The 14524-nt window shown below is 42.4% G+C and carries 15 protein-coding genes and 1 tRNA gene; 10 read left to right on the forward strand and 6 right to left on the reverse strand.

What is annotated here, in order from left to right:
* Positions 1-196: 196 nt before the first annotated feature.
* Complete coding sequence (locus ABD769_RS13495) at positions 197-2704, reverse strand: excinuclease ABC subunit UvrA (protein ID WP_344851947.1); 2508 nt, start codon at positions 2702-2704, stop codon at positions 197-199.
* A 360-nt stretch (positions 2705-3064) separates the two neighbouring features.
* On the opposite strand from ABD769_RS13495, the gene ABD769_RS13500 reads away from it, so the two are divergent.
* From ABD769_RS13500 to ABD769_RS13520, 5 genes are read left to right on the forward strand one after another with little or no spacing between them, the layout of a single operon-like run.
* Positions 3065-3934, forward strand: a complete 870-nt coding sequence (locus tag ABD769_RS13500; RefSeq protein ID WP_344851948.1) for an STAS domain-containing protein — start codon at positions 3065-3067, stop codon at positions 3932-3934.
* A gap of 3 nt (positions 3935-3937) precedes the next feature.
* Positions 3938-4345: an STAS domain-containing protein gene (locus ABD769_RS13505; protein ID WP_025143602.1), complete on the forward strand. Its 408-nt coding sequence runs from the start codon at positions 3938-3940 to the stop codon at positions 4343-4345.
* Positions 4320-4739, forward strand: a complete 420-nt coding sequence (locus ABD769_RS13510; RefSeq protein WP_240183039.1) for an anti-sigma regulatory factor — start codon at positions 4320-4322, stop codon at positions 4737-4739. The genes ABD769_RS13505 and ABD769_RS13510 overlap by 26 nt, the downstream gene beginning before the upstream one ends.
* The gene (locus ABD769_RS13515; RefSeq protein WP_344851949.1) at positions 4732-5736 is read left to right on the forward strand and encodes a PP2C family protein-serine/threonine phosphatase; all 1005 of its coding nucleotides are present in this window, start codon (positions 4732-4734) and stop codon (positions 5734-5736) included. The genes ABD769_RS13510 and ABD769_RS13515 overlap by 8 nt, the downstream gene beginning before the upstream one ends.
* Position 5737: 1 nt before the next feature.
* A complete protein-coding gene (locus tag ABD769_RS13520) occupies positions 5738-6931 on the forward strand; it encodes an ATP-binding protein (protein ID WP_344851950.1) in 1194 nt (397 codons plus the stop codon).
* A 73-nt stretch (positions 6932-7004) separates the two neighbouring features.
* Here the strand turns inward: ABD769_RS13520 and ABD769_RS13525 are convergent, their stop codons facing one another.
* Both ABD769_RS13525 and ABD769_RS13530 read right to left on the reverse strand, forming a co-directional pair.
* Positions 7005-7301: a hypothetical protein gene (locus ABD769_RS13525; protein ID WP_344851951.1), complete on the reverse strand. Its 297-nt coding sequence runs from the start codon at positions 7299-7301 to the stop codon at positions 7005-7007.
* A gap of 2 nt (positions 7302-7303) precedes the next feature.
* Complete coding sequence (locus ABD769_RS13530) at positions 7304-7864, reverse strand: PPC domain-containing DNA-binding protein (protein ID WP_344851952.1); 561 nt, start codon at positions 7862-7864, stop codon at positions 7304-7306.
* Between the two features lie 241 nt (positions 7865-8105).
* Here ABD769_RS13530 and ABD769_RS13535 point away from each other — a divergent pair, with 241 nt between their 5' ends.
* From ABD769_RS13535 to ABD769_RS13550, 4 genes are all read left to right on the forward strand, one after another.
* Positions 8106-9005: an SDR family oxidoreductase gene (locus ABD769_RS13535; RefSeq protein ID WP_344851953.1), complete on the forward strand. Its 900-nt coding sequence runs from the start codon at positions 8106-8108 to the stop codon at positions 9003-9005.
* 217 nt (positions 9006-9222) lie between these two features.
* On the forward strand, positions 9223-10050 hold the full coding sequence (locus tag ABD769_RS13540; RefSeq protein WP_344851954.1) for a transporter: 828 nt from the start codon (positions 9223-9225) through the stop codon (positions 10048-10050).
* Positions 10051-10222: 172 nt separating this feature from the next.
* Positions 10223-10630: a hypothetical protein gene (locus tag ABD769_RS13545; RefSeq protein WP_344851955.1), complete on the forward strand. Its 408-nt coding sequence runs from the start codon at positions 10223-10225 to the stop codon at positions 10628-10630.
* A gap of 252 nt (positions 10631-10882) precedes the next feature.
* On the forward strand, positions 10883-11377 hold the full coding sequence (locus tag ABD769_RS13550) for a hypothetical protein (RefSeq protein ID WP_344851956.1): 495 nt from the start codon (positions 10883-10885) through the stop codon (positions 11375-11377).
* Between the two features lie 103 nt (positions 11378-11480).
* Here ABD769_RS13550 and ABD769_RS13555 read toward each other — a convergent pair.
* From ABD769_RS13555 to ABD769_RS13565, 3 genes are all read right to left on the reverse strand, one after another.
* Positions 11481-11553, reverse strand: a tRNA-Lys gene (locus ABD769_RS13555).
* A gap of 190 nt (positions 11554-11743) precedes the next feature.
* A complete protein-coding gene (locus ABD769_RS13560; protein WP_344851957.1) occupies positions 11744-12442 on the reverse strand; it encodes an NUDIX hydrolase in 699 nt (232 codons plus the stop codon).
* Position 12443: 1 nt separating this feature from the next.
* Entirely contained in the window at positions 12444-13115 is a 672-nt protein-coding gene (locus ABD769_RS13565; protein WP_344851958.1) for an HAD family hydrolase, read from the reverse strand.
* A 191-nt stretch (positions 13116-13306) separates the two neighbouring features.
* Here ABD769_RS13565 and ABD769_RS13570 point away from each other — a divergent pair, with 191 nt between their 5' ends.
* Positions 13307-14452 carry an aldose epimerase family protein gene (locus tag ABD769_RS13570; RefSeq protein ID WP_344851959.1) on the forward strand — a complete coding sequence of 382 codons (1146 nt, stop codon included), beginning with the start codon at positions 13307-13309 and terminating at the stop codon, positions 14450-14452.
* The last annotated feature ends 72 nt before the right edge of the window (positions 14453-14524 follow it).

Genomic DNA, 14524 nt, shown 5'->3' on the forward strand with positions numbered 1-14524 from the left:
CGTTAATACCGGAAGGGATTGAGCGTTACCCAAGGGCTCTTGCCTATTGGGAGCCTAAAATATGAAAAATATCATATTGACGAAACGGACGGTTAAAAAAATAACTGAGAAAAATCAGCGCATAAACCCGGATAGAAACAAGTGCATGAGATTGGTTAATTGAGCAGAATTTCTAGACCTGGCTGCGGCAATGTTCCTATTTATGATCTCTTCTGAGGTATGCTGAAAGAAAAGGTGCTGTTTTGCTCTCTTTGCATTTGATTAGTCCTTCAACCGGACCGCTATATAAAATTTTCCCTCCATTTTCACCTGCTCCCGGACCAATATCAATAACCCAGTCGCTTTGCGCAATAACCTGCATATCATGTTCAACCACCACAACGGTATTTCCGGCATCAGCCAGTTTGTTGAGCTGCACTAACAACCGTTCAACATCGGAGGGGTGAAGCCCTGTGGTGGGCTCATCGAGGACATACAGCGATGAGCCTTTCTGGCTTTTTTGTAGTTCGGTGGCCAGTTTAATGCGCTGTGCCTCGCCACCTGAGAGTTCCGTTGCCGCCTGTCCAAGCCTGAGGTAACCAAGTCCTACCTCCCGCACAATATCGAGCGCCCGGTAAACCGCAGGATCCTCATCAAAAAAATCACAGGCCTGATCTACGGTCATTTCCAGGATCTGGGCAATGTTTTTATCCTTATAGGTAACCTCAAGAGTTGCAGGATTATATCGTGATCCATTGCAGGTAGGGCAAGGAGTATATACACTGGGCAAAAACAGGAGTTCTACCATTACAAAACCTTCACCAAGGCAGTGCGGGCACCTTCCTTTAGCTACGTTGAAAGAAAAACGACCGGCATCATACCTGCGTTTTCTGGCGAGCGCGGTTTCGGCAAATCGCTTTCGTACCTGATCGAACAAACCTGTATAGGTTGCGAGGTTTGATCGTGGCGTACGCCCTATAGGTCGTTGGTCAACCACAACCAAACGGGTGATTTCTGTCAGGCCGCCTGATATCTTCCCCTCAACCGGTGCAATGGCTGTTGATTCCGGTCCTTCAACACGTTCTTCTCCACTATCTGTTTTCTGTCCCAGGCCATCTGCAACCAACTCAACAAGAACCTGGCTAACCAGGCTGCTTTTCCCGGATCCGGATATTCCGGTAACGCAGGTGAGCACGCCCAGCGGGAAATCAACATCCACATTTTTCAGGTTATGACGGCATGCCCCTGAAATGCTCAATTGGCTTGTGGCTTTTCTTGGGGTACGGATGTCGGGAGTTTGATCATCAAATAAAAATGAAGCTGTGGTTGAATTGGTTATGCTTTTTAAACCGTCCGGCGGGCCGCTGTAAAGAATCTGCCCTCCGTTTCCGCCGGCACCTGGTCCCACATCAACAATCCAGTCGGCATGTTTAATCACCTCGATCTCATGTTCTACCACAAAAATACTGTTTCCTGCATTTTTCAGTTTGTCCAGAATGCCTAAAAGTGCCATTGTATCTGAGGGATGGAGGCCGGCCGAGGGTTCATCCAGAACATAAATGACGCCAAAAAGATTTGAATGGACCTGGGTAGCGAGCCTTAACCGCTGAAGTTCTCCCGGAGATAAAGTTGGCGTGGTACGTTCCAGGCTCAGGTAGCCAAGCCCGAGCTCCAGCATCACTTCGATCCGGGAAAGTATGTCTGCGCAGATCCGTTGCGTTACAATCTGTTTCTCCGGCTGCGGGCCTTTTTGAAGAACCGCATATTTTTTAAAAATGACCGAAAGCTCGGATAGGGATAATCCTGAAAGTACCGCAATATCTTTTCCGTCAAAACCCACCGAAAGTGATTCTTTTCTTAGTTTCTTGCCATGGCATAAAGGGCAGGAAGCGCTGATCATGTACTGGCTTACCCTTTTCTTCATCAGTTCTGACTGGCTCGAAGAAAATGTTTTGAGCACATAGGGCTTCGCACCGATGAAAGTACCCATGTAGTCCGGAGTCCTTTTGTTTTTTATGGCATTTGCAGTCTCCTGCGGAGTTAAACCCGGATAAACAGGCACTGTTGGGGTTTCCTCCGTAAAAAGTATCCATTCACGGTCTTTTGCCGGAAGATCTTTCCATGGAATATCGACATTGTACCCCATCGATACCAGTATATCCCGCTGGTTTTGGCCCTGCCAGGCAAGCGGCCATGAGGCAACCGCCCGTTCTCGAATCGTGAGGCCGGGATCAGGAACCATGGTTTTTTCAGTTACTTCAAAAACACTGCCCAGTCCGTGACATTCAGGACATGCGCCTTCTGGCGTATTCGCAGAGAATCCCTCTGCATAAATGATGGACTGGCCTTTCGGATAATCGCCGGCCCTTGAATATAACATGCGCAAGAGGTTGGATAAGGTAGTTACGCTTCCCACAGAGGAGCGCGTACTTGTGCCACCGCGCTGCTGCTGAAGAGCTACAGCGGGCGGAAGCCCGTCAATTGAGTCGACCTCTGGTACGCTCATCTGATTGAACAGCCTGCGGGCATATGGTGATACCGATTCAAGATACCGGCGCTGTGCCTCTGCATACAGCGTTCCAAACGCAAGTGAAGATTTCCCCGATCCTGATACTCCGGTAAAAACCACAAGCTGATCTCTTGGGATATCGAGACTGATATCTTTAAGGTTATGTTCTCTTGCACCGCGCACCCTGATCATATTCCCATTTTCTTTCCCTGCCATATTTCAATCATTTTATTTTATGCAACACCCAGGTGGCTGACTAGGTTTTACTAAAATGGATTTTACAGGTGAGTAACTACTTCAAATTTCACCTTTGATGGTATTGTTTAAATTTTGGTAAGCAGTAAAAATCACTAAATTATGATATGTAGTGTAATATTTACATTAGTGTATTGGGTAAAAGTCTGGTTGAGAAAGAAACAGTTTGGATGTTATTGAAACAAAAGATGATATTTTCTCTACCAGAGTGGTCAATAAAGGCTAATTATTAATTTTATATTACAAAAGACATTGCTTACCTTTCGCAACTAAAAATCCCGTATGGAAAGTCAAGTCTAAAACCTTAACCGTTCATCTAATATGTCATTTAATACGCTGAAATTGCTACAAAAACAAAAAAAGAACATCCTTGAAACCTGGATGAAAAACCAACTCTCAGATGAGGGGCTGAGAGAAGACCTGATCAGCAATGAAGATCTTAGAACTCAGTCAGAAGAACTGATTTCTGCTTTGGTTGCTAATCTTTCAGGAGAGGACCTGGTTGACCTTGAAGGGGACAGCTGGAACCCGGTTATAGAAATATTAGGCGGTATAGCCATTACACGTGCCCGCCAGGGATTTTCCCCACGCGAAACAGGCAGGTTTGTACATACCCTAAAAGAAGCTTTACTTGAGGTATTGCAGCACGAAGTTGAGGATCCAAAGCAATTATTTGAGGAAAGCCTTAAAATAAACAGGGTTATGGATAACCTCAGTATTGTTACCTTCGAAACATTTATCAAAGGCAGGGAAGAAGTAATCCTCCGTCAAACCGACGAGATTGCAGAAATTTCAACTCCTGTAATCCGCGTATGGGATGGCATTTTAGCACTTCCGATAATCGGCACCCTTGACAGTTCACGTACCCAGGTAGTTATGGAAAACCTGCTTCAGGAAATTGTGGAGACAGGCTCGAGCATTGCCATCCTTGATATTTCAGGCGTACCGGCTGTAGATTCGCTTGTGGCCCAGCACCTGATTAAAACCGTTAGCGCAACCCGTTTAATGGGTGCAGAATGTATAATTAGTGGTATCAGACCGGAAATCGCACAAACCGTTGTTCACCTTGGTATAGATTTATCCAATATTATAACCAAAGCAACCCTGGCAAGTGCATTATCTTATGCATTTAAAGTGTTAAGGCTGGAGGTTCGTAAAAGCAGTTCTGTTCAAAAATCTAATAATTTATAAAAAATGGATAAAATTCCTATTCTTAGGATGGGAAACTTTCTGCTGGTAACCATTCAGGTTGACCTTTATGACAGGCTTGCGCTTGATCTTGAGGCTGACCTGGTTCAAATGGTGAATAAAACCAGTTCGAAAGGTGTACTGATTGATATTTCGGCAGTGTCCATAGTCGATTCCTTTATGGGGCGTATTATCGGCAACATTGCAAGCATGTCCAAAATCCTGGATGCTGAAACTGTGGTGGTGGGAATGCAGCCTGCTGTAGCCATAACGCTGATTGAGTTAGGACTGCCACTAAAAGGTGTGCATACCGCGCTTGATGTTGAAAGAGGGATGAACCTGCTAAAGTCTATGATAGGGGATGATCACGGGGACGAAGACGAAACCGATGATGATGATACTTTCACTGAGTAAAGATACCGTTCAGGTGCAAAGGGAACAGGATGTGGTTCTTTTGCGCAACAGGATCCGCGAGGCTGCCGTAAAAATTAAGATGGGTTTGGTTAACCAGACCAAGCTTATTACCGCTGCAAGTGAGCTGCTCAGGAATATGCTGCGTTACGGCGGTGGTGGCAACTGCCTGATCGAAGTGGTAACACGCGGACGCGACAATGGCGTAAGACTTACCTTTTCGGACAAAGGACCTGGTATTGAAGATATTGCTGCAGCCATGCGGGATGGTTTTTCTACAGGAAAGAGCCTCGGGCTCGGACTCCCCGGCGCAAAGAGATTATGTAACGAATTTGATTTAAAGAGCAAGCCCGGTGAGGGGACAGTTGTGATGATATTAAAATGGGCAAATGGTTGATGCTACACATGTAAGCCTTCAGGCTAACGACAGAAGTTATTTTTCACTGCTAAAAAAGGAAATCCATCAGCGCTTGATGGATGCCGGAATGGAAGCGGGCAGGATTGCAGAGGTAGATATTATCGTTGCAGAAATGACCAGCAACCTGTTTAAATATGCAGATGAAGGAGAAATCCTCTTTGGTAATTTTAGCGAAAACGGAGTGCCATATGTCGAACTTATCAGTATAGACAGCGGACCGGGGATGCAGAATCCGTCAAGAATGATGATGGATGGTATTTCGACCAGCAATACCCTTGGTGCTGGTTTGGGAAGCATTAAGAGGCTTTCGGACACTTTCGATATTTATTCGCTTGCCGGCTGGGGCACCATTTTGCTAAGCCGGATTTACATAGGCGAACTTCCCGCCAGAACTGGTTTAACCGTTAGACCGATAGTGGTTAGCAAACCCGGCGAAAAAGTTAGCGGCGACGGATTTCTGTTGAAAACCAATGGTCTGGACCTTAAGCTTATGCTTGGAGACGGTTTAGGCCATGGTCCTGAAGCCAATAAGGCGGTAAATGAAGCGGCTGCAGCGTTCAGGGTATTTCCCGACAGCAGTCCGGTTGAAACCCTTCGCTTTATCCATTCCTCCATCCGCAAAACCCGGGGTATGGTTGCAAATGTCACCCATTACAACAGCGAAAAACGGGAATGGTCTTCCTCAGGGATCGGAAATATTGCAGCAAAGTGGATCGGGCCATCGGCATCCAAAAACCACATGTCATATAACGGAATTGTCGGGCACAATATCCCAACAACGATGAATGATCAAATTTATAGCACGGCCGAGTATAACCAGCTGGTTTTATGTTCAGATGGGATAAAAACAAGGTGGGAAATCACCAAATATCCCGGAATTTTAAAACATGATCCATCCATTTTAGCCGCATGTATTTATAAAGACCATGCGCGCAGGACCGATGATATGTCAGTTATAATCATTAAAGTTCGTTAATATGAAAGAAATCCTCGATATTTCCCTTGAAAATGAAATGGACCTGGTATTGGCGCACCGCCGTTCTATGCAGGTAGGCGAACAGCTTGGATTAACCGTTGCTACGCGTACAACATTTGCTACTGCGGTATCGGAGGTGGCCAGAACAGCTATCGAATACACCGATAACGGAAGGGTAAACATCATTATTTCCGGAAAATTTCCGCGTTATTCATTATATGCACATATTGTTTTCGATTCGGATCAGGTTTTCAGGGCCAGCGACGAAGGCTTTTTTTATGCCAAAAAACTGCTTCCTGATTTTACCTTTAATTCATCGGGAAATGCTTATGTAATCGAAATGGGCCTCGGGCTTCCCCGTTCACTTAAACTCGACGAACCAAAACTCGTTCTTTTGAAGGCTTATTTCGAAAACGCAGAGCCTTTAAATGCATACGAGGAGATTAAAAACAAAAATAGCCACCTTAACAGGCTTACCGGTGAGCAGGAAGAAGAAATCCGCATGCGCCGTGAACTTGATGAAAAGAAGAAAGAATTTATTTCCATTGCCAGTCATGAACTAAAAACTCCAATCACCGTGGTAAAGGCATATACCCAGATGCTAAAAAACCTGAAGGGCGAATATTCCGAAAGAGTGTCAGGAGTACTGGATAAGCTTGACCTGCAGACAAGTAAACTGTCGCTTCTTGCCCAGCAGTTAATGGATGTGTCAAAAATTGAGAATGGCAGTCTGCAGTATGACCTGGTAGAAGTCGACCTAAATTCTTTTATAAAAGAGGCACTTGAAATCCTGTCGAATGTTCATATTGGGAACAAAATTAAGTTAACACTTGGCGAAAACTGCCGGATAAAGGCAGATCCGCTGCGCTTAGAGCAGGTGCTCACCAATCTGCTGGGAAACGCCGTAAAATATTCACCAAAAAATTCTGCCATTGAGGTGTTAACCAAACTTTCTCCTGACGGGAAAAATATAACGGTTACAGTTACAGACAGTGGGCTTGGCATGTCAAAAGAGGGTATAGAACGTATATTTGATAAGTTTTACCGTTTGGAAGAAGTGAGCAATTCTCATCCGGGCCTGGGTATGGGCCTTTATATTACTTCAAAGATTATATCCGATCATGGCGGACGAATCTGGGTCGAGAGTGTACCGAATGAAGGATCATCTTTTTCTTTCGCTTTTCCTGTTTGTTAATAAATTATAGATCACATTACGGGATTGTAAACAGCCGGTAATCAATTATTTATGAATTAATACCGGCAACAGCTTATTTTAGCCGGTTTTCTATCTCCCCGATAATTTCATTGATCAGTGCAGCATGAAGTTCAGGGCCGCCCTGTTGTGGCTGAAGATCAATTTCAAAAAGTGCTATTTCTTCAGAGAGCTGCTCATAAGGCAATAGTTGCCAATCTTCGCCCGGGGGCCTCAATGCTCCCAGCACACGTCCTTCATGAACAATCTCAAAAACACCGTTTTCGAACTGGATACTGATAGTTTCAGTTAAATTGCCCTGTTGTACCTGCATGCTAAAGGGACGCAGGTTAATTTTATGATGGTTTTCCATATTTATTTTTGCGCCGGATCTATAAAAGCAGCATTAAATTCCGGGTCAAGCTTTTTGTATAGTGTACCGGGTTCTGTAGTTACTATCAGTTCCAGCGTCGGGCCAATAATAAGCTCGAGCAAATGGCCGCCATGTACAATGCCATCGCTGGTGGCGGCACTAAAATGAGTATGGGCAACCGGTTTTCCATTGTACATGGCAATATCTCCGATAAAAGAAGTTACTTCTGCAGTGTCAATCGGGATCACCTTAAATTCTTTTCTTTTATAATCATACCATCCTGCTTTTGCAGAAACCGCATCCCCAATAGCCGTATAATGGGCAGAGGTAACTTTATATTGTTTCGCAAAATCGGTCAGGCCCGATACCACTTCATCCCCTTTAGAAAAAACAATCACATAGGTGATGCTCTTTCCGTTAGTATTCAGGAGTTTAACTTTCATTTTAGGAGCCTTTCCCGGTTCAACCGCTTTGGTTGGAGAAACATATTCCTGACCAGATATTTCAAGGGCCGACAGACCGGTTACCATCATCAGGCAAATTTTTAAGAAGTTGTTTTTCATGTTCAAGGTTTTATTTATTAAACCCTGTCAGCAGGCCTATTGTTTGCACCTTTAGAACTGAATATGCAAAACCGGCAGATTTTGCCAGCGCCTTAATAAAACACACCGGTTGTTAATTTTACTGAACAAATCTTCTGTTTTCGATGTTCAAATAACGGGACAAGGGTAATCTTTGTCCCGCAGATCAATGTCATGGGCCACGCTATGATCTGGATTGAACCGGCCTGAAAATGAAAAACATATGCTTGAACAAAATCAAAAACCTTTAGAAAATCCGGCAAACAAATATCCGGGACCACCATTTGCTAAGCAGCCACAGGAAGTACCCGGACTGGCTTCAAAAATGGATCCTGTTCCCGACCATGGTGAAGAAAGTTACAAGGGGAGTGGAAGGCTTTTGGGGCGTAAAGCACTAATTACCGGCGGCGATTCTGGTATTGGCCGTGCTGCCGCAATTGCTTATGCAAGGGAAGGTGCCGATGTAGTGATTAATTACCTTCCTCAGGAACAATCGGATGCTGATGAGGTGATTGCATTAATTGCTGCAGCAGGAAGAAAAGGGTTCGGTATCCCCGGCGATATTACCATTGAATCTTTTTGCGAATCACTGGTTAAACAGGCTGAAGAAAAACTTGGCGGCATTGATATTCTGGTAAACAATGCCGGTCACCAGCAGGCAGTAGATTCGCTTCTGGATATCAGCACGGCAGACTTTGATACAACGATGAAAACCAATATATATGCGCCATTCTGGATTACCAAAGCCGCCCTGCCCATACTGCCTGCAGGTGCTGTGATTATTGCTACCAGCTCTGTACAGGCTTATGATCCTTCTGAAAACCTGTTTGATTATTCACAAACAAAAGCGGCAAACGTAGCCTTTGTAAAATCTTTAGCCAAGCAACTCGGACCTAAAGGAATCAGGGTAAATGGAGTAGCCCCCGGCCCGATTTGGACGCCCTTACAAACCAGCGGCGGGCAGCCACAGGAAGCTATTGTAAAGTTTGGCGAAGTAACGCCTTTGGGTCGTCCAGGTCAGCCCGCAGAACTTGCATCAATTTATGTTCAGCTTGCAGATAATAATGCGAGTTACGCAACCGGACAAATATATGGTTCGGCAGGTGGCAGTGGCCATCCTTAATCATATTAAATGCTTAAAAAAAGCTTCTTCGGGCAGAAGGAGCTTTTTTTTTGACCCAGTTTTAAAGCGTTTTGCCAACCATTTGTTTAGCTCTGCTAGGATTTTTATTTTCAGACTACCGGCTGCACAACACTTGCTTTCCGTGCTATGTTTCAGGTAAAATTTGTCAGATTCTAAACTATTCCGGGTATTTAATGTTGTCCTGGAAAATAACCAAATGAAAAAATCCTTAATGCTGTCCGCATTTTTATTATTATCAATCTTTTGCTCCTTCGGACAGGAGATACCAAAATATTCCATTTTTAATCCGGTTCCACGTGCAATGCTGAGGGATATGGAGACAGACAGGCCAGATGTAACTGAATCGGCAAGGACCATAGATGCTGGTCATTTTCAATATGAAAGCGATCTTTTCCGGTTGGAAAGGCAGCATGGCGAAGAAGGTATTAAGGAAAGTTATTTTTTCAATCAGGCCAACTTAAAGTTTGGACTGTTAAAATCTACCGCATTGCAGTTTATTGTTCAAAGTTATCAGGTTGACCGGGAAGTTTCTGAAGATGGTGAGAAGCATTTGAAACATGGCTTTGGTGATATTACCTTGCGTATCAAGCAAAATATGCTTGGCAACGACAAGGGAGATTTTGCAATAGCACTGCTTCCGTATCTAAAGTTTCCTACATCCGCGGCAGATAAGGAAAGCCGTTACGAAGGAGGTCTTATCATCCCCATGAACCTTAAGCTGAAACACGGTTGGACAATCGGGATGCAGTTGGAAGCCGACCGGCTTCAGGACGAACAGGGCATTGCACACCACACCGAATTCTTACAGACACTCACGCTCTCGCATGCCCTTGCCAGGCATCTGGATGCGATAGGAGAAACTTATTACACTTATGATCTTAAAGAAAAACAGTGGAACAATTACCTGAACGCGGCCCTTCAGTTTGAGCTGGCAAAAGATGTTAAAATTGATGGTGGTTTAAATTATGGATTACAGGAAGAGGCCAAGAAAAGTTACTTCTTGGGCGTATCATTCAGGCTTTAAACTGCACAGATTTTAGGGCTCATAAAATGGATTTAGCGGAGAATGGCATACCAGCATTTCCATCACGGGAAGTTTGATTTAACTTAAATGAAAATTATACATAATAATTTAAAACCTTCTTAAAAGGATATTGTTATCGTAATTAAATAGTGCCGTCTATACCCGCTCAATTATGAAATTTTTAATCCCAAATGCCTTGGCCAGGGTTTTCCTATGTGCTGCCATATCGCTTTTATCTTTATTCAGTGCTTCTGCAGCAGATAATTTTCCTTATGGATGTATTGTTTTTTATGATGGTGCGGAACGCGTTTTTACTGATTTTCAGGGGATTGATCCGGTAGGGGGTGCCAGAACTTATTCATTGGCAACAAGTTATAAACAGGGAACCGGCAACTGTGAGGTAAGGGTCGAATTTTCCACCCCATATTCGGGCGGCTGCAGTGTTACCGGCGTAACAAATGGATCGAATGTTACCATTGCAGAGGTTTACAATTGTTCGATTGACCACGGGACGGCATTTTTTATGGTTTTATTAGGATTGACCGGGGTTGTTGCCATCCGCAAAACCGATAAAAAATGATTTTTAGGATTAAATGTATCAATTGTTATTCCTGCTCATTTACAGGAGGATCTTGAAAGAATATATGTAAAAATAATCGCTGAGGTGATGCAGCCGATTGCTTATTCTGCCACCGCACTATCGATGCAAAAAAGCAGTTAAAAGCGAAATCAACATTTTGGTGGTACTACGCAAAGATTTAAAGAAATTAAGGGATCAATGGAGATTTTGAAATTATTAAGTAAAAGGTTAAGGTCAATTATATCAGACCATATGGGACAATATTCGAACGTATTTAAGGAAAACCTGATGGCTGGCTCAAAAACGGTAGTTCTTGATTACCTTTTCGGTGAAGGAGACGACATAAATGCCTATCAACTGGTACGGTTTGCAGAAAGTGAACCCTGGAATGTATTATGCAATGGCTATCTTCTGGGCCGCTTAAGTAAAGCGAACGGAGCATGGGTAGAGGTAAATAACGGAAGTTTAAGAGAAGAAAGAATTCTTTCAATCGGTAAGTTTATAGATAGTCAACATTTTAACCTGCTGCCCGATAAGATTAAGGCTCACTGGGAAGATTCTGTTCAAGAGGTGATCATGAACAATGATAGCAGTTACATGGTAGTTTGTAGGGCAGGCATAGAATTTGACCGCTTTAGGCTGATGTTTTGCTCATTTATCCCCGAACTTGTTAAAGAAGAATGGGCTGTCACTTTCAAAGTTTATAACGCTGCATTCAGTGATGATTTTGAAATAGAAGTATTGTGAAGCAGATTGAATGAGGTTGTATTTGATTGATTAATCTTAGAATTTTTTTTCCAGGCTAAAATGCTATTAAACCAAAAAAGACGCAATTTCTTGCGTCTTTCTGTGATCCCGCTGGGATTCGAACCCAGGACCACTACATTAAAAGTGTAATGCTCTACCAGCTGAGCTACGGAATCATTCCTTTTGTTTAAGGAGGTGCAAATATAGAGATTTATCCTTTTCCTGCAAACATTTTTAGAAAATGTTTTTGATGTTTTTTATGCTTGTTAAAATTAGTATTGATAACTAACTGATTTTAAATTTTGTAAGACTGAAAATAATTTTAAATTTTATTTTAAATTTCATAATAATTTCAAAAACCAGCCCTTATTTACTTGATTTTGGAATAAAGTTTAAGAAAGACTGGAATTGTGCCTTATGTTTGTTCCTGTCGAGTTTAAAATAAAAAGCACCTCTTCTCGAACTCGATTTATCCTTATCCGTTTGTTTGATCAATAAACCACTGGCAGTAATTTTGCGGATGAAATTCCGGTTATCAATCGGCGAATCGTACACCTGTTCGTATAAAGCCTGCAATTGTGGGATCGTAAACCTCTTAGGTAAAAGTTCGAATAAAACAGGATGGAGGGCGGCCTGATAACGGATTTTATCCATTGCAGCCTTCACCATTACATTATGGTCGAAAATTAATTCGGGTACTTCTTTCAGCTTAAACCATTCTGCATGGTACTGATCATTGATCTGTTTGCTGTATTTATTAATATCGATTAACGCAAAATAAACCACAGAAACCGTACGCTCAATCGGGTCACGGTCTGGACGGCCGTAAGCATGCAACTGCTCCAGGTACACATCATGCAAACCCGTCAATTCCAGTAAGATCCGTTTGGCTGCCTCATCAAGATCTTCCTCTTCGCCAATAAAACCGCCCATTAAACTCCACTTATCCTTAACAGGTTCTATTGCCCTTTTAATTACCAAAAGTTTTAGCTGATCGCCGTCATAGCCAAAAATAATGCAGTCTACTGCAACAAGAACAGGTTTTTGATTTAAATATTTTCCCATTTTAAAATAGCGTATTTAGTTTGGTATCGTTGTAATCTTTAATATAACCTAAGATATTCGGATAACCTTCAAATTCTTCAATTGTATGTGTTGTAGTAAGTACAATACAGGAAATTCCTGCATTCAGTGCTGATTCTACACCTTTTGGTGCATCTTCAAAAACAAGGCAATCTGCAGGTGCAATCCCTAAAGCTGAGGCTGCCTTTAAAAAAGTTTCAGGATCAGGTTTGCTGAGCGCTACATCATCGGCACTTACTATGGCATTCATATAATGACGGATGTTAAGCCCATCAACCACAAAATCGATATTAAAAGGTATTGCTGCAGAGCCAATGGCCATTCGGATATTGGCTGCTTTAGAGCGTTCTAAAAACCGACTTAATCCATCAATTAAAGCCAGATGTGGCATATAGCCTTGCTGGTAGCGCTTTTCCTTATCACCCGAAAGCCGTTCAACTTCTTCAGCAGTAAACCTGTTTTCGCCAAAAACACGGGCCAATACCTCATGATTTTTACCGTACATCTCTTTTTTTACACTTTCATAATCTAGTTTAGCACCTAAATCTTCTGTCATAATAGCATACCAGGCTAGCGTGTGGTATTCCATATCATTGATCATGGTGCCATTTAAATCAAAAAGAAAGGCTTTCGGCCTGAAATTCAACTCGTACATAAGGTTGCTAAATTATGTGATTTTTTTTACTGTTAATCATCATCATTAATATTAGCTTAACAATAATTATAATCGTTACAATAACGTTAATTATTTTTGTTACTTTAGCTTTAACCAAAAATAAATCTACGTGGAGTAAACACAGCTTTGCAGGCATTGCGAAATCTGTTATGCTCTTAAATTTTAACCAGATGAAAAAAATATTCTTTAAGGCTTTGCCCTTTGCCGCATTATGTTTAGCAGTTACTTTTACCTCCTGTCATTCCGGATCGGATAAAGGCACAGCGGCCACCGAACAAAGCGATTCTTCAAAATACGCAAGCACCATTGATGGGAAAAGCGTTAAACTTTACACGCTGAAAAATAAAAAAGGGGCTTCAGTTTCTATCACAAATTATGGCGGAAGGATAGTTTCGCTACTGGTACCTGATAAAAACAACAAATTAACCGATGTAGTATTGGGTTATGACAGCCTTGGTGCTTACCGTAAAAAAGGCGAGCCCTTTTTTGGCGCACTGATTGGCAGGTATGGTAACCGCATAGGTAAAGGTAAATTTACTTTGGATGGAAAAGAATATCATTTACAGCTTAATGATGGCGTAAATACTTTGCATGGCGGCAATGATGGTTTTTTCTCCAAAGTTTGGGATGCGAAACAGGACGGACAAAAATTAGAATTAAGTTACGTTTCTAATGATGGGGAAGCGGGTTATCCGGGAAAGCTAGATGTAAAAGTAACCTATACGCTCACAGATGATAATGCTTTACAGATCGATTATTTAGCCACAACCGATAAAGCTACAGTGGTGAATCTGACCAATCACGCTTATTTTAACCTGAACGGAGCAGGAAACAATACCATTCTTGATCACGAACTAACGATCGATGCAAATGCTTATACCCCTGTAGATTCGACCTTGATTCCAACTGGTAAACTGCAGCCTGTAGCCGGTACTGCTTTTGATTTTAACAAAGCAAAAACCATTGGTAAAGCAATTGAAGAAAATGACCAGCAGTTGAAATTCGGGAAAGGTTACGATCATAATTTTGTTTTAACGCATCACGATGGTAAAACGCCAGTAGCGGTTGTTAAAAGCCCGGTTACCGGAATTACTTTGGAAGTTTACACTACAGAGCCTGGATTACAGTTTTATAGCGGTAATTTTTTAACGGGTGTAGATAAAGATGGTAAAGGAGGGAAATCTTATCCTCACCGTTCTGCTTTTTGCCTGGAAACACAGCATTTTCCTGATGCGCCAAACCATGCAAACTTTGCTTCAACCGTGCTTAAACCAGGCGAAACGTATAAAACGAGTACCACTTATAAGTTTTTGTAAATAATACTCCAGATCATCAATCACATTTTAACAAAAAAAGCAAGACTTCTGATCTTGCTTTTTTTGTTTACC

The organism is Pedobacter jeongneungensis, from assembly GCF_039538295.1.
GTDB classification, from domain to species: Bacteria; Bacteroidota; Bacteroidia; order Sphingobacteriales; family Sphingobacteriaceae; genus Pedobacter; species Pedobacter jeongneungensis.